Below are 16226 nucleotides of genomic sequence, written 5' to 3' on the forward strand. Positions count from 1 at the left end.
GCAACGCTGTCGCGAAAATTTAATTTGTATCGATTTGAAAAAGTTAATGAAATTTTAATGAATCGCGGCTATTTTGCTTTTTTATGTTACTTCTCAGAGTATTTTGGCGATGAACGATAAATATTCCCGCTTACAAATTGCCATCCATTGGCTGGTCTTTCTGCTGGTGGTGGTGGCTTATGCGGCGATGGAACTACGCGGATTTTTCCCCCGCAGCGACCGTCCGGTTATTAACATGATCCACGTCTCCTGCGGGATTAGCGTACTGGTGCTGATGGTGGCGCGTTTGCTGATTCGCCTGAAGCGCCCGGCGCCGCCAATCGTGCCGAAGCCAAAGCCGATGATGACCGGCATGGCGCACCTGGGACACCTGGCTATCTACCTGCTGTTTATCGTGCTGCCGCTGATTGGTCTTATCATGATGTACAACCGTGGTAACCCGTGGCTGGCGTTTGGTATCACCATGCCGCACGCGGCGGAGGGGAATTTTGACCTCGTCGATACGCTTAAACACTATCACGTGTTCCTCGCCAACCTCGGCTACTGGCTGATTGGTCTGCATGCGCTTGCCGCGCTGGCGCACCACTATATCTGGAAGGACAATACGCTGCTGCGCATGATGCCGCGCAAGCGTTAACACGCTTTCAACTCCCTGGGCTCTGCGCTACCATAAGTCTTATGTCTGACGTATGAGTGGAGAGAACAGGGTGTTCGCAGATTTTGGTGTACTTAATTACTGGACCTATTTGCTCGGGGCCATCTTTATTATTCTGGTGCCGGGGCCGAATACCTTCTTCGTGCTAAAGACCGGCGTATCGCACGGTATCCGCAAAGGCTATATGGCGGCGCTCGCGGTGTTTATTGGCGATGCCGTTCTGATGTCTCTTTCGTTTGCGGGCGTCGCCACGCTGATTAAAACCACGCCGGTGCTGTTTAATATTGTCCGCTACCTGGGGGCCATTTATCTGCTCTATCTCGGCGGCAAGATGCTCTACAGTACGCTGAAACGTCAAAATGCCGAACACGATGAAGCGGCAGAACCGGGCCACGCTATCTTCAAGCGTGCGTTAACGCTGAGCCTCACCAATCCGAAAGCGATCCTGTTCTACGTGTCGTTCTTCGTGCAGTTTATTGACGTTCACGCGACAACCCCGGGCCTGGCGTTCTTTATTCTCGCGGTGACGCTGGAGCTGGTGAGCTTTACCTACCTGAGCTTCCTGATTGTCTCTGGCTCGCTGGTGACGCGCTATGTGAAAACGCGTAAAAAACTGGCGAAAATCGGTAACAGCCTGATTGGCCTGGTGTTTGTCGGTTTTGCCGCGCGTCTGGCAACGCTCCAGTCCTGATAACTTCCCAGGCCCGGTAACCCTTATCGGGCCTGTCTGTTTTATTCCTTTTCACATCACGATAACGGCGCAGGCCGGCCATCACATCCCCGTAATAAACGTCTAAACTTAGAGCTCTGGAAGCGTAATCCCGCGCCGCTTGCGATATGCTCTTTCGCGCATTTGAAAAAAATAAAACATTTATTTTACATCGACACAATGAGATTGATAGTATACCCCCCTATACTATCGGAGGAGCTATGCCGCATTCACTCGAAGACAAAAAACGGGCATTAAGCCGAGTGCGCCGTATTAAAGGGCAGGTTGAAGCGCTGGAGCGCGCGCTGGAATCGGGTGACTCCTGCCTGACCATCCTGCAGCAGATTGCCTCGATTCGCGGGGCCTCTAACGGCCTGATGGGCGAGATGGTTGAAATGCACCTTAAAGATGAACTGGTCAGCGGTGAAACCACGCCGGATCAGCGGGCGCTGCGCATGGCTGAGGTCGGTCACCTGCTTCGGTCCTATTTAAAATAATCCCCATAATGGAAAAGAGAGTTATGAAATCACGTGCTGCAGTTGCGTTTGGCCCAGGTCAGCCGCTGAAGATTGTGGAAATTGACGTTGCGCCGCCGAAAAAAGGCGAAGTGCTGGTCAAAATCACCCATACCGGCGTTTGCCATACCGATGCATTCACCTTGTCAGGAGATGACCCTGAAGGCGTGTTCCCGGCGGTGCTTGGCCATGAAGGCGGCGGCGTGGTCGTTGAAGTGGGCGAAGGGGTAACCAGCCTCAAGCCGGGCGACCATGTTATTCCACTGTATACCGCAGAATGCGGCGAGTGTAAGTTCTGTAAATCGGGCAAAACCAACCTGTGCCAGGCGGTACGCGCCACTCAGGGGAAAGGGCTAATGCCGGATGGCACCACCCGTTTCTCCTACAACGGCGAACCGATTTATCACTATATGGGCACCAGCACCTTCAGCGAGTACACCGTCTGTGCGGAGATCTCACTGGCGAAGGTGAACCCGCAGGCGCCGCTGGATAAAGTCTGCCTGCTGGGCTGCGGTGTGACCACCGGTATCGGCGCGGTACACAACACGGCGAAAGTGAAAGAGGGCGATACCGTGGCGGTGTTTGGCCTCGGCGGTATTGGTCTGGCGGTAATTCAGGGCGCGGTACAGGCAAAAGCCGGGCGCATTCTGGCCGTGGACACGAACCCGGAAAAATTCACCCTGGCGCGTGAAATGGGCGCAACCGACTTTATCAACCCGAAAGACTACGATAAGCCGATTCAGGACGTGATCGTTGAATTGACCGACGGCGGCGTGGACTTCAGCTTCGAATGTATTGGCAACGTCAACGTGATGCGTTCGGCGCTGGAATGCTGCCATAAAGGCTGGGGCGAAAGCATTATCATCGGCGTGGCTGGTGCGGGTCAGGAAATTAAAACCCGTCCGTTCCAGCTGGTGACCGGTCGCGTATGGCGTGGTTCAGCATTCGGCGGCGTGAAAGGCCGTACCCAGTTGCCGGGCATGGTGGAAGAGGCGATGGCGGGCAAAATTCAGCTCGACCCGTTTATTACCCACCGTCTGCCGTTAGACCAGATCAACGAAGCGTTTGATCTGATGCACGAAGGGAAATCTATCCGTACCGTCATTCATTTCGGCGATAAATAATCCTCCCCCTAACCAGCGGGATTGTCCCGCTGGTTCTCCGAAGTGTGACCCGCCTTGCGTTTTGCACCATTGCTGATAACAAATCAGCGCTAATGGCCGATGACTCTATTACTTACCTCAAGTACAAGAGAGTCACTCATGGAAAAAAAATCCGCGCAGCCGCGTCGCGCACAAAAGGTCGGCTTCTTACATCATATCCGTCTGGTGCCGTTTTTCGGCTCGGTACTGGGCGGCATTCTGGTACTGTTCGCGCTGAGTTCAGGGCTGGCGGGCTATTTTATGTGGAAGGCCGATAACGACCAGCGCGACGTTACCCAGGAGCTTCAGGTGCGCGTGGGGCTTTCCGACAGCGCCAACTATCTGCGCGAAGCCCGAATCATGATGATTCACGCCGGTGCGGACAGCCGTATTGCTGAAATGGAGAGCATGAAGAAAAACCTGGCGGCGGCAGAAGACAGAATCAAACGCTCTCAGGATGGGTTTAAGCTCTACGTTAACCGTAGCGTGAAAACGCAGGCGGACGAAGCGCTGGATGCCGAAATGAATCAGCGCTACAGCGCCTATTTAGAAGGGATGGCGCCGATGCTGAAATACGCCAAAAACGGCATGTTTGAAGCCATCATTAACTATGAAAGCGAGCAGGCGCGCGCGTTCGACGACGCGTACAACGATGTACGCAATAAGGTCATTACTATTCGTACCGCTCGCGCCAACCAGCTTGCCGAGCTGGCTCACGACCGTACTCGTCTGGGCGTGATATTTATGATCGGTGCATTTGTGCTGGCGGTGCTGATGACTATCGTCACCTTTACCACCCTGCGTAACGTGGTGATCTTGCCGCTGCAGCGCGCGGGCGTGCGCATTGCGCAGATTGCCAATGGTGACCTGACGATGCCGGATGAACCGGTAGGGCGCAGCGAGATTGGCCAGCTCAACGGCCATCTGCAAAAAATGCAGCACGCGCTGGTGCAGACCGTGGGCAGCGTGCGTCAAGGAGCAGAAGAAATTTATCGCGGCACTAGCGAAATCTCCGCCGGCAATACCGATCTCTCTTCTCGAACCGAGCAGCAGGCGGCAGCGATTGAACAGACGGCGGCCAGTATGGAGCAGTTAGCCGCAACGGTGAAACAGAATGCCGAGAACGCCCATCATGCCAGCAAACTGGCGGAGGACGCGTCGGGCAAAGCAACGCGCGGCGGCCAACTGGTCTCCGGCGTGGTGTCGACGATGGGCAGCATTTCGACCAGCTCGAAGAAAATTTCTGAGATAACCTCGGTCATCAACAGTATTGCCTTCCAGACTAACATTCTGGCGCTGAACGCGGCGGTGGAAGCGGCGCGTGCGGGTGAACAGGGGCGCGGATTTGCGGTGGTAGCGAGTGAAGTGCGCACGCTGGCAAGCCGTAGCGCCCAGGCGGCAAAAGAGATTGAGGGGCTGATCAGTGAATCAGTGACGTTGATTGAACGTGGCTCAGGCGAAGTGGTACGTGCGGGCACCACGATGACCGATATTGTGGATGCGGTAAAACGCGTGACCGATATCATGCTGGAGATTGCGGCTGCGTCTGACGAGCAGAATCGCGGTATTCAGCAGGTGAGCCAGGCGGTCACCGAGATGGATAACGTGACTCAGCAAAACGCCTCGCTGGTGGAGGAAGCCTCTGCGGCGGCGGCTTCACTGGAAGAACAGGCGGCACGCTTAACCGAAGCAGTTGGTACCTTCCGCTTACAGTCCAGCGAACGCGTTGAAACGGCCAAAGCGACAGTAAAGGCCACCTTTAACCCCGCTCGCCCGGCGGTAGCTACCGCAGGTGCGGATAACTGGGAAACGTTTTAAGCGAGAGCCATTCGACCTGCAAATAAAAAAGCCTCGTCACCGTAAAGGTGGCGAGGCATCGGTTTCCGTCACCGAATATGTGACGGACATTCGGCTTAATGACTGTCCGGCAATGCGTAGGCAATAATGTAATCACCGCGATCTGGTGACTGGCGCGCACCACCCGCGTTAATGACGATGTACTGTTTGCCGGTTTTCGGCGATACATAGGTCATTGGGCCAGACTGACTGCCAACCGGCAGACGGTCTTTCCAGATCTCTTTCCCGGTTGCGGTATCAAACGCACGCAGATAGAAATCCTGAGTACCGGCGAAGAACAGCAGGCCGGACTGCGTCGAGAGCGACGCGCCAAGCGTAGGCATCCCGATAGGAATTGGCATATGCATGCGGATCCCCAGCGGCCCGGTATCTTCAACCGTACCAACCGGTACCTGCCAGACGATTTTCCCTGACTTCAGATCCACCGCAGACATGGTGCCGAACGGCGGTTTCTGGCAAGGAATACCCAGCGGTGACAGGAAACGCTCGCGCATGGCGCCGTACGGGGTACCGTCCATCGGTACAATCCCCATCTCGATACCGCTGGCATTCTTCGCCACATTGGCGCGTGGCACCATGTAGTTTGCCAGACCCAGACGCATATCGTTGACGAACATCAGGCTGTTGTTCGGGTCAACCGACACGCTGCCCCAGTTCATCCCGCCCAGTGAGCCAGGATACTGCAGGGAACGGTCTTCGCCCGGCGGGGTGAAAATACCCTGATGGCGCATCTCTTTAAACTGGATGCGGCACAGCAGCAGGTCAACCGGCGTAGCGCCCCACATATCGGACTCTTTCAGCGTTTCGTTGCCGATCATCGGCATGCCAACGGAGTAAGGCTGAGTCGGCGAGTAGCGTTCGCCGGGCACGTTGCCTGCCGGAACCGGACGTTCTTCGACTTTGGCTACCGGCTCACCGGTTTCGCGATTGAGCATAAAGATCATGCCCTGCTTGCTGGTCTGGACCAGTACCGGCGTGGTGCCGCCTTTACCATCTGGCAGGTCGTATAACAGCGGCTGCGACGGCAGGTCAAAGTCCCACAGGTCGTGGTGGGTGGTCTGATAGTGCCAGCGCACTTTACCGGTGGTGGCATCTACCGCCACGATGGAGGAACTGTACTTATCGTCGAGTGCGGTACGTTCACCGGCCCAGAAGTCAGGCGTGGCGTTACCGGTCGGCAGATAGACCAGGTTCAGTTTCGCGTCGTAAGACATCGCGGACCAGACGTTTGGTGTACCGCGGGTATAGGTCATCCCTTCTGGCGGCAGGCCGGTCAGGTTAGGGTTACCTGGGTCCCACGCCCACGCGAGTTTACCGCTATGCACATCGTATGCGCGCACTACGCCCGGCGGTTCGCCGGTGGAGAAGTTATCGGCCACGCGGCCGCCCACGATCACCACATTACCCGCCACTAATGGCGTAGAGGTCTGCTGATAGTAGCCCGGCTTGATATCGCCCATCCCGATGCTCAGATCAACCACGCCGTGGTCGCCAAAGTCGTCGCACACTTTACCGTTATCAGCATTGATAGCGATAAGACGCGCATCGGTGGTCGGCAGGAACAGACGACGAGGGCAGGCGGCAGGTTGAGTTGCTGGTGCCTGCGCGTTAACGGACGCGTTATCTTCAAAGTACCCCAGACCACGGCAGCGCTGCCAGTTAGGCGCAGTGGCTTTCGAATCGTAGCGCCATTTCTCTTTGCCCGAGTCAACGTCCAGCGCCAGTACTTTGCTGTACGGGGTGCAGACGAAGAGGGTGTCGCCGACCTGCAGCGGGGTATTTTGATCTTCCGCACCTGAACCGTTGCTTTGCGGAATATCGCCGGTATGAGCAACCCATGCCACCTGGAGCTTATCGATGTTCTGCTTATTGATCTGGTCTAACGCGGCAAAACGGTCGCCGTGGGTGGTGTTGCCCCAATGCTCCCAGTTTTTCTGCTCATCGCCGGGCGTCACCGGTTTAACCGGCACCGCTTCGGTGGCGGAAACCAGCGTTTGCGGCTTGAACATACCGCCCATGCTGACCAACAGCACGACGGCAATCACGGCGGCGAGGCCAAAGGCCGGGCCTTTTTTCGCGGGCTGAACGCGCGACATAAACGGCCACACCAGCGCACAGAGAAACGCCAGCACGCCAAAGGTAAACAGGCGCGAGAAGAGCGGCCAGAAATCCCAGCCTGCGTCGCTGATTGACCAGACGACCGCCACGATAAACGCCAGTGCGTACAGCACGATCCCGCCGCGACGCTGACGGGCAATCAGAATGGCGCTCACCACCATCACTAGCCCCATCAGGGCAAAGAACCAGGAACCGCCGACGCTGGCGAGCTTCGCCCCCAGCGCCCCGATAGCCAGGCCGACGATCAACATCAGCGCGATAAGAAGCCACTGCAGGACTCGTGGGAATCCTCGTGGCACGTTGCCAGTTGCCATACCGTTCTCCTTAAAACAGCAAAAGTGGGCACGATTGAACCAAATGGTTTTTTTGGTTCGTGCTTTTGTTTTGAATGAAGCGAAAATGAGTTTCTAAGTGACGAATCTAGTTTAGTAATGAAACCATAAATGAACCATTTGGTTAAATTATGGATATGATAGATCTGTTAAATTGCATTGCGCAATTGTTAAAAAATAATTTCGCATTAATTGTTTATGGCCAAGGCGTTGAGCGCAGGAGCTGTCGCTTTAGAAGGGGGAGCAGCACGGTTTTGTAAGGGGCAATCCAATTCTGTAGGTTTAATTTATAACGTTTCTGTGGCGGCATTCCACGCTGATAATATGCTTATATCTGCGCGATAGTATTTTAATAACTCACTGAGTTAGTGTGGGTGTATTATGCGGTACCACCATGGCGCTATCTGAATGTATCGTTTTACTTTAATTATTATCGAAGTATCTATGGATATCATTTTTATGACAGGGATTGATTCATTCTTTAAATGGATGTGCAAAACACTATACCGAACAACGCATTCAAAAAAATATCATCATAATAAAAATCTGTGGCCTTATTTTAAGGTGGTTAGAAAAACATCTGGAGGTATTGACAAGGTTTATTATAAACGGAAGGAAATAGAAAGCATTGTATTGAAAACAACGCAAAGAGCGAAACCGCTGATCATTATGGCCACTGGCCCATCGGTTAAACATATCGAAAGAACGTTTTTTGATGATACGTTTGACTATCTTGGTGTTAATGGGGCTTTTTCCATAAAAACAATTGATTATGATTGGTATGTGATTATTGATAGAACGTTTGTATTAGATCGAATGGCACTGGTGAAAGAGATTGTTGCCACAAGAAATATGATCCTGTTTTGTACCTACTCCAGTCTGGAGTCGATCTTTACGCATATCAGTAAGAAAGACATTCACTGTCATATTAAAATCTTTGAAGTAGCAACGCAGGTAGGGATTTCTCGATTTCTTTCACCGCTGGCACCTATTGATTATAATGATGAAAGCTTCCATTTTTTTAATGATTTTGGTTTTGCTGACAATATTGATAAAGCCATTTTTGATTATGGAACAGTCGCATACCCTGCGCTTCAGATTGCCTGCGTATTAGGTTACAAACGGATCTATATCGTTGGGCTCGATATGAATAACTTTAATGCGCCTCGTTTTTATGAAACGGAAAACGATAAACTCTCGACGGGGCTGGACAAAGATTTCGCTGCCATCAGCAGCGCTTTTATATCAGCAAGATCGTATTGTGAACTGAATAATATTCAGGTTATCAATTTATCACCAGACAGTGCGATTGGCGCTTTCCCTAAGATGCGCTGGGATAGGGTCGAAAAGGCTATCCGGTGACTGCGGCTCTGCTGAGCCGCAGTCACCGGATCAGGAAGGCATTGATTTGCGAACCGCGCTAAGCAGCGTTTGCGCACCGGCTGAAAGCGGGGTGTCCACCCGCGTGAGAATACCAATGGGCTCTCCCTGGCCCTGCGTGGCGATTGGCAGGGCGGTGAGGACCCCGCGACGCAAATCGTCTTTCACCGCGCCGGAAGGCACAAACCAGATATAGTTGTAATCGACGGTAAGCTGGCGCGAGAGCGAGGCGGAGAGCGTCTCGATACAACCCGCAGGCATTTTACAGCCCTGGCTTTGCAGCAAGGTTTCCGCATTCTGGCGCGGGACGGTGCCTTTTGGTGACACCACTACCGGCCACTCCAGTACGCGGCTCAGGGTAATGTTTTCGTGCAATAGCGGGTGATCGGGGCGTACCACCAGCTTCAATGACTCCAGGAACAACAGCTCATAGTTCAGCCCGGTCATCAGCTCCGGGTCAGACATGCGGCCAATCCCCAGATCGATATCCCCGGACTTCAGGGCGGCCAGCAGCATGGTGTTATTCATGGTGGCAACCTGGAGCGTCACATCTTTTTGCTGCTGGTGGAACTGACCTATTACTGCAGGTAATACGCCGAGGGCAGCCGTCGGCAGGGCACCGATGCGTACCACATCATTGTTAACACCTTCTTTACGAATTAACGCCTGGCCGGCGGTATTCAGCGCATCAAGTACTTTCACCGCATGGGTTAAAAACTGTTCACCGACGAGGGTCAACTGTGCGCCCAAACGGCCGCGTTCGAAGAGGCGAGTACCGGTAAGTTGCTCGAGTTCGTTGAGCGTCTTGGAGAGCGCTGGCTGGCTTAAATTAAGGGTTTCAGCCGCACGCCCTAAAGTTCCCTGTTGGGCGACGGCTACGAATGTGTGCAGATGGCGCAGACGAATGCGCTGACTAAAGAGAGCATTTTTTTCCATAGGCGATGTTAAAAACAGAGCGGTACGGGTGACAAGTGATGTTGTTTAAATTTGATAACTTGCTAGCAAATTATTATTAACATTTGTGCGGTTTAACAGACAAGTGATTTGTTGGGGTTGTCGATAGTCCCGGCGTCGCTTCGCTCGGCCGGGCTACCTATCGCAAAGTAGCCCGGCCGAGCGAAGCGACGCCGGGGGAAAGCGCACCGGCCTTACAGATCAAAAAACACCGTTTCGTTCTCACCCTGTAAATAGATATCGAAACGGTACACCGTCTCGTTACCGCGCGTCTCTTTGTGCCCAATCAGCGTCTTGCGACGCACTTCCCATTCGATCAAATTCAGCACCGGGTCTTTCGCGTTTGCCTCCTGCTCATCGGAGAAATACATCCGCGTATTCAGGCCGATGTTGATCCCACGCGCCACGATCCACAGATTGACGTGCGGAGCCATCATCCGCCCATCGCGGCCCACGGCCTGGCCGGGTTTAATGGTGTCAAAGCGCCACACGCCGCTATCAAAGTTAGAGCAGGCGCGACCCCAGCCGCGGAAATCCTCATCCAGCGCTTTTTCCTGCTGCTGGTCCGCCACATGGTTGTAGCGCCCGGCGGCGTTGGCCTGCCAGATTTCAATCAGCACATCGCGCACCGGCGTGCCGGAACCATCAAACACGCGCCCCTCAATGGCGATGCGTTCGCCGGGCGTATGGCTGTTGGCAAGCGTAGCGCCGAAGTTCTTTTCAAAGATATGGAAGCCAGCAGCGTCCGGAGCCAGACCGATATGTACATATGGGCCTGCGGTTTGCGAGGCGGTTTCCGGTAAATAGTCTTTCATCGTGCAGCCCCCTGGGTGCGATTTTCAAACAGCGTGGCGCGTTGTCCACGCAGCACCAAATCAAAACGATAGGCCAGACAGTCGAGCGGCACAGCGGCGTGAGTATCCAGCTCCGCAATCAGCGTGCGAACGGCATCATCATTATTGATGGTTTTGACGATAGGGCACTGCTTGATAAGCGGGTCACCCTCAAAGTACATCTGGGTAATCAGGCGCTGGGCAAAGGCTTCGCCAAAAATGGAGAAGTGAATATGTGAAGGACGCCAGTCGCTTGCCTGGTTGCGCCACGGGTACGGGCCGGGCTTGATGGTGCGGAAGAAGTAGTAGCCGTTTTCGTCGGTCAACACGCGTCCACAGCCGCCGAAGTTAGGGTCAATCGGCGCCAGATATTGGTCTTTCTTATGACGATAACGCCCGCCAGCGTTAGCCTGCCACACCTCTACCAGCGTGTTTTTCAGCGGCCGACCGAAGCCGTCGCGCACGTAGCCGTGAACGATAATCCGCTCGCCAATGGGTAGGCCGTCTTTGGCGTAGTTGAGAATTAAGTCGTTATCCAGCGGGCCGAGATCCTGCTGCGAAAAGACCGGGCCGGTAATTTCTGACAGTGAATTTTGTAGCGAAATAAGGGCGTTACGCGGCGAACGCAGGACGCTGGTTTTATAGCCTGGGGCGTAAGCCGGGGGATGATTGTTGTAATCCCGGTGAATCACTTCTTGCGGTGACCATTTCGTGCTCATAGGTGGCTCCGTGTAGGGTATTTTATTATTGCCACAGACAGTGTGTGTAAATGCATTGTTAATTTAAAGTGAATTTAAGGTGCATTTTAAATAACCTCTGGTTATGTAATCAGAACCATTCGCTCAATAAGTTCAGTCAGTTGCCGCGATCACAGTTTGTAAATTCTTACCGCATAGCGCCATGGCCTTTCCTACACTGCAAATATATCCACAGGAGACATGGCATCATGGCGCACACCCTTTCGGCAGATGATATTCGGGAAGAGTTTTCACAAGCGATGTCAGCGATGTATCAGCAAGAAGTTCCGCAATATGGGACGTTGTTGGCATTAGTGGCTGACGTCAATCTGGCGGTACTGGAAAATAACACGCGTCTGTATGAACAGCTGGCTAACGCGGACGAACTGGCGCGCCTCAACGTTGAACGCCACGGCGCGATTCGCGTCGGCACAGCACAGGAACTTGCTACGCTGTGCCGGATGTTTGCCATTATGGGAATGTTGCCGGTGGGCTATTACGATCTGTCGGTGGCTGGCGTGCCGGTACATTCAACGGCGTTTCGCCCGGTGGAGGATGCGGCGCTGCAGCGCAATCCGTTCCGTATTTTCACCTCTTTATTGCGCCTTGAGCTGATTGACGACCCGGCACTGCGCCAGAAAGCCGCGCAGATCCTCGCCCAGCGCGATATCTTTACCCCGCGTTGCCGGGCGCTGATGGATCTCCATGACGAGCAGGGCGGATTCACTGCGTCGCAGGCGCAGGCGTTTGTCCGCGAAGCGCTGGAGACGTTCCGCTGGCATCGACATACCACCGTGGATAAAGAAACCTACCAGGCGCTGCACCAGCAGCACCGGCTGATTGCTGATGTGGTCTGCTTCCCCGGCTGCCACATTAACCACCTCACGCCGCGCACGCTGGATATTGACCGCGCCCAGGAACTGATGTCCGACTACGGCATGGAACCGAAGGCGGTGATTGAAGGCCCGCCGCGCCGATCGGTACCGTTGCTACTGCGCCAGACCAGCTTTAAAGCGCTGGAAGAGCCGGTGCAGTTTGCGGGTGAGTCGAGCGGCACGCACACCGCGCGTTTTGGTGAAATTGAGCAGCGCGGGATCGCGCTAACGCCTAAAGGTCGGGCTTTGTACGACAAGCTGTTGAGTGAGGCTGGCGTGGGCAAAGATAACCTGAGTCACCAGCAGCATCTGCAAGAGGTGTTCAAAGCCTTCCCGGACAGCGAATTCTTACTGCGCCAACAGGGGCTGGCCTGGTTCCGCTACCGCTTAACGCCGACCGGCGACGCCCATCGGCAGGCGATTCATCCGGGCGATGACCCGCAGCCGTTTATCGAGCGCGGCTGGATTATCGCTCAGCCCATCACCTATGAAGATTTTCTGCCGGTCAGCGCGGCGGGGATTTTCCAGTCTAATCTGGGCGGCGATGGGCAGACACGCGCCCACGGCAACGCCAGTCGCGACGCGTTTGAAGCGGCGCTGGGGCGCCAGGTACTGGACGAATTTAGCCTGTATGAGGAGGCGTCGCTGCGCAGCAAACGTCGTTGCGGTCTGCTCTGAAACAGGTACTCTGCATAGCAGTGAAGAAAACCAGGATGAAGAGTGAATGCAGAATAGCGCAACGCGGGTGGAGACCCGACAGGGGACGTTAACGGGCGTCGTTGACGAGGATGTGTATCGCTGGAGCGGCATTCCTTACGCCGCGCCGCCGGTGGGCCCGCTGCGCTGGCGTGCGCCACAGCCGGTTTCACCGTGGCAGGGCGTGCGCCAGGCGGATACCTTTTCGGCCGCCAGCTGGCAGAGCGCGGAGTACTGTCAGGAGCTGGGGGGCGGCGATCCCGGTCGCTTTTCTGAAGACTGCCTCTATCTGAACGTCTGGTCACCCATTAAGCGTCAGAAACCGCTGCCGGTCATGGTTTGGCTGCACGGTGGTGGTTTTACCATCGGCTCAGGCGGATTACCACCTTACGATGGCAAGGCACTGGCGCGGCGCGAGGTGATTGTGGTCACGCTCAACTACCGCCTTGGCCATCTCGGCTTTTTTGCTCATCCGGCATTGGAGGGCGAAGATGGCGAACGGCTGTACAATTTTGGCCTGATGGATCAAATCGCCGCGCTACGCTGGGTTCAGGAGAATATCGAATCCTTTGGCGGAGATCGTGACAACGTCACGTTATTTGGTGAGTCAGCCGGGGCGCGCAGCGTCCTGTCGCTAATGACCTCACCGAAAGCCATCGGTCTGTTCCATAAAGCCATCATTCAAAGCGGCTATACCTTGCCGGACCTACCGCGTGACGACGCGCTGGCTCGCGGCGAACGGCTGGCCGAACACTTTAATCTGCCAAACGCGTCGGCGCACTCTCTACGAGAGATTCCCGCCGAGGCTTTCTGGCCGCTTACTGCACCTCATAATATTGGCCCCGCTCCGATTGTCGGCGATGCGGTGCTACCGCAGCCAATGCTCGACGTTTTCTTTGCCGGAAAGCAACACGTCATGCCGGTGCTGGTCGGATCTAACAGCGATGAAGCCAGCGTGATGGCGGTATTTGGCGTGGACTTAGCCGAGCAAATCCAAAAACTACGCCGCGAGCGCCGTCTGGGACTAGGGCTGATTAAGCTGCTCTACCCGGGAGTGAAAGGCGATGAGGAGTTGGGCCGTCAGGTGTGCCGGGATATGGCGTTTACCACCCTGGGCTACGTGGTGATGCAGGCTCAGCAACGGGTGAATCAACCCTGCTGGCGTTACTGGTTTGATTATGTTGCCGAGGCCGAGCACGACACCTATCGCCACGGCGCGTGGCATGGCAATGAGGTGCCCTATGTCTTTGATACATTGGGGCAGATAACGCCATCATGCGATTACGTCACGCCCCGCGATCTCCAGGTGGCGGCTCAGGTCGCCGACTACTGGGTCAGCTTCGCTCGTGATGCTAGCGCAAGCCATACCGTATTGACGGGGCCGGTACGCTGGCCCGCCAGCGTACGTGGTCGCGACCGGCTTTTACGCATTGGTTTGCGCAAGCTCGCCGGGTTCCATGTGGAAAATCGCTTTATGCGCGCGCGCCTGGCGCTGTTCAAACGCGTAATGAAGCATCATGTGAGTCTGGATTGACAGATTTTGTTGCGCTAGCAATTGGATTATCAATCAATTTTGTCTAGAGTGGGCGGCAATAACGCCGTTTTTATTTTGCAGCATTCCGACTTTAAAAGGACGCTTTGCCAGGCATGAACCGCAGACACTTTCTTAAATCTTCAATGGCTGTTGCCGCCGTGTGCGGGACTTCCGGTTTCGCATCGCTATTCTCCCAGGCCGCGATGGCAGAGGACTCCGGCATTGCCGACGGCCAGACGCGTCGCTTTGATTTCGGCGTACTGCAATCCATGGCGCACGATCTCTCTCGCCAGCCGTGGAGTGGCGCACCGCGCCCGCTGCCGGATACCCTGGCTAACCTGACGCCGCAGGCTTACAACAGCATTCAGTACGACGCTGAACATTCGCTGTGGAACAACGTCAAAGAGCGCCAACTGGACGTGCAGTTCTTCCACGTGGGGATGGGCTTCCGTCGTCGCGTGCGCATGTTCTCGCTGGACCCATCAAGCCACCAGGCGCGTGAAATTCATTTCCGCCCGGAGCTGTTCCAGTACAACGACGCCGGTGTTGACACCAAACAGCTGGAAGGGCAAACCGACCTCGGTTTTGCCGGTTTCCGCGTCTTTAAAGCGCCGGAGCTAGCGCGTCGCGATATCGTTGCCTTCCTCGGCGCGAGCTATTTCCGCGCGGTAGACAGCACCTACCAGTACGGCTTGTCCGCACGCGGTCTGGCGATTGATACCTATACCGACTCGCTGGAAGAGTTCCCTGACTTTACCTCTTTCTGGTTCGAAACCGCGAAGCCGGGTGACACCTCCTTCACCGTCTACGCGCTGCTGGATAGCGCCAGCGTCACCGGCGCGTACAAGTTCGTGGTGCACTGCGAAAAAGCGCAGGTGATCATGGATGTGGAAAACCATATCTATGCGCGTAAAGACATCAAACAGCTCGGCATTGCGCCGATGACCAGCATGTTCAGCTGCGGCAACAACGAGCGCCGCGTCTGCGACACCATCCACCCGCAAATTCACGATTCCGACCGCCTGGCGATGTGGCTCGGCAACGGTGAGTGGGTGTGTCGTCCGCTGAATAACCCGCAGAAGCTGCAGTTCAACGCCTATCAGGATAAAAACCCGAAGGGCTTCGGTCTGCTGCAGCTTGACCGCGATTTCACCCACTATCAGGACGTTATGGGCTGGTACAACAAACGCCCAAGCCTGTGGGTTGAGCCGCGTAACCAGTGGGGTAAAGGGGCCGTCAGCCTGATGGAGATCCCAACCACCGGTGAAACGCTCGATAACATCGTCTGCTTCTGGCAGCCGGAAAAACCGATGAAGGCGGGCGATACGCTGAACTTTAGCTACCGCTTGTACTGGAGCGCGATGCCGCCGGTACGTTCTCCACTGGCTCGCGTACTGGCGACCCGCACTGGCATGGGCAGCTTCCCGGAAGGGTGGGCACCGGGCGAGCATTACCCGGAAAAATGGTCTCGTCGTTTTGCTATCGACTTTGTCGGCGGCGATCTGAAAGCGGCTGCACCGAAAGGCATCGAGCCGGTGATTACGCTCTCCAGCGGGGAAGCGAAGCAGATTGAGATCCTCTACGTTGAACCGTTCGACGGCTACCGTATTCTCTTTGACTGGTACCCAACGTCCGATTCGACCGACCCGGTGGACATGCGCCTGTTCCTGCGCTGCCGCGGCGACGCCATCAGCGAAACCTGGCTATATCAGTACTTCCCGCCAGCGCCGGACAAGCGTCAGTACGTTGACGACCGCGTAATGAAATAACCCGCCAGTAGCCCGGCCGAGCGTATGTACGACCGGATACATAGGTAACACTTCAGACCGGGAACATAGGTAACACTTTCCTAGTCTATCCGGATAATACTACGGCTTTTCCGGTCATAG

The 16226-nt window shown here is 55.2% G+C and carries 13 protein-coding genes; 9 read left to right on the plus strand and 4 right to left on the minus strand.

Annotation, left to right across the window (positions count from 1 at the left end):
* Positions 1-109: 109 nt before the first annotated feature.
* The 5 genes from cybB (at position 110) to HII27_RS15245 (ending at position 4839) form a co-directional block, all read left to right on the plus strand.
* The gene (cybB, locus tag HII27_RS15225; RefSeq protein WP_185668687.1) at positions 110-637 is read left to right on the plus strand and encodes a cytochrome b561; all 528 of its coding nucleotides are present in this window, start codon (positions 110-112) and stop codon (positions 635-637) included.
* Between the two features lie 70 nt (positions 638-707).
* The gene (leuE, locus tag HII27_RS15230; RefSeq protein ID WP_185668688.1) at positions 708-1346 is read left to right on the plus strand and encodes a leucine efflux protein LeuE; all 639 of its coding nucleotides are present in this window, start codon (positions 708-710) and stop codon (positions 1344-1346) included.
* A gap of 239 nt (positions 1347-1585) precedes the next feature.
* Complete coding sequence (locus HII27_RS15235) at positions 1586-1861, plus strand: metal/formaldehyde-sensitive transcriptional repressor (protein WP_185668689.1); 276 nt, start codon at positions 1586-1588, stop codon at positions 1859-1861.
* A gap of 23 nt (positions 1862-1884) precedes the next feature.
* Positions 1885-3003: an S-(hydroxymethyl)glutathione dehydrogenase/class III alcohol dehydrogenase gene (locus HII27_RS15240; protein WP_185668690.1), complete on the plus strand. Its 1119-nt coding sequence runs from the start codon at positions 1885-1887 to the stop codon at positions 3001-3003.
* Positions 3004-3141: 138 nt separating this feature from the next.
* Complete coding sequence (locus tag HII27_RS15245) at positions 3142-4839, plus strand: methyl-accepting chemotaxis protein (RefSeq protein WP_185668691.1); 1698 nt, start codon at positions 3142-3144, stop codon at positions 4837-4839.
* A 95-nt stretch (positions 4840-4934) separates the two neighbouring features.
* On the opposite strand, the gene HII27_RS15250 is transcribed toward HII27_RS15245, so the two are convergent.
* Positions 4935-7310, minus strand: a complete 2376-nt coding sequence (locus tag HII27_RS15250; protein WP_185668692.1) for a glucose/quinate/shikimate family membrane-bound PQQ-dependent dehydrogenase — start codon at positions 7308-7310, stop codon at positions 4935-4937.
* Positions 7311-7736: 426 nt separating this feature from the next.
* Here HII27_RS15250 and HII27_RS15255 point away from each other — a divergent pair, with 426 nt between their 5' ends.
* Positions 7737-8690, plus strand: coding sequence for a lipopolysaccharide core biosynthesis protein RfaZ (locus HII27_RS15255; RefSeq protein WP_185668693.1), 954 nt, complete (start codon positions 7737-7739; stop codon positions 8688-8690).
* Between the two features lie 30 nt (positions 8691-8720).
* Here HII27_RS15255 and HII27_RS15260 read toward each other — a convergent pair whose 3' ends face one another.
* The 3 genes from HII27_RS15260 to pcaH all read right to left on the minus strand — a co-directional run bounded on the left by HII27_RS15260 (position 8721) and on the right by pcaH (position 11214).
* The gene (locus tag HII27_RS15260) at positions 8721-9644 is read right to left on the minus strand and encodes a LysR substrate-binding domain-containing protein (RefSeq protein WP_185668694.1); all 924 of its coding nucleotides are present in this window, start codon (positions 9642-9644) and stop codon (positions 8721-8723) included.
* A 212-nt stretch (positions 9645-9856) separates the two neighbouring features.
* Positions 9857-10477 carry a protocatechuate 3,4-dioxygenase subunit alpha gene (gene pcaG / locus HII27_RS15265; protein WP_185668695.1) on the minus strand — a complete coding sequence of 207 codons (621 nt, stop codon included), beginning with the start codon at positions 10475-10477 and terminating at the stop codon, positions 9857-9859.
* A complete protein-coding gene (gene pcaH, locus HII27_RS15270; RefSeq protein ID WP_185668696.1) occupies positions 10474-11214 on the minus strand; it encodes a protocatechuate 3,4-dioxygenase subunit beta in 741 nt (246 codons plus the stop codon). Before pcaH ends, pcaG begins: the two co-directional genes overlap by 4 nt.
* Before the next feature lie 227 nt (positions 11215-11441).
* On the opposite strand from pcaH, the gene hglS reads away from it, so the two are divergent.
* The 3 genes from hglS (at position 11442) to HII27_RS15285 (ending at position 16106) form a co-directional block, all read left to right on the plus strand.
* Complete coding sequence (gene hglS / locus HII27_RS15275; RefSeq protein ID WP_185668697.1) at positions 11442-12785, plus strand: 2-oxoadipate dioxygenase/decarboxylase HglS; 1344 nt, start codon at positions 11442-11444, stop codon at positions 12783-12785.
* A 46-nt stretch (positions 12786-12831) separates the two neighbouring features.
* On the plus strand, positions 12832-14337 hold the full coding sequence (locus HII27_RS15280) for a carboxylesterase/lipase family protein (RefSeq protein ID WP_185668698.1): 1506 nt from the start codon (positions 12832-12834) through the stop codon (positions 14335-14337).
* 113 nt (positions 14338-14450) lie between these two features.
* Positions 14451-16106, plus strand: a complete 1656-nt coding sequence (locus tag HII27_RS15285; RefSeq protein ID WP_185668699.1) for a glucan biosynthesis protein D — start codon at positions 14451-14453, stop codon at positions 16104-16106.
* Positions 16107-16226: the final 120 nt, after the last annotated feature.

It is taken from the genome of Kluyvera sichuanensis (genome assembly GCF_014218705.1).
Classification (GTDB): domain Bacteria; phylum Pseudomonadota; class Gammaproteobacteria; order Enterobacterales; family Enterobacteriaceae; genus Kluyvera; species Kluyvera sichuanensis.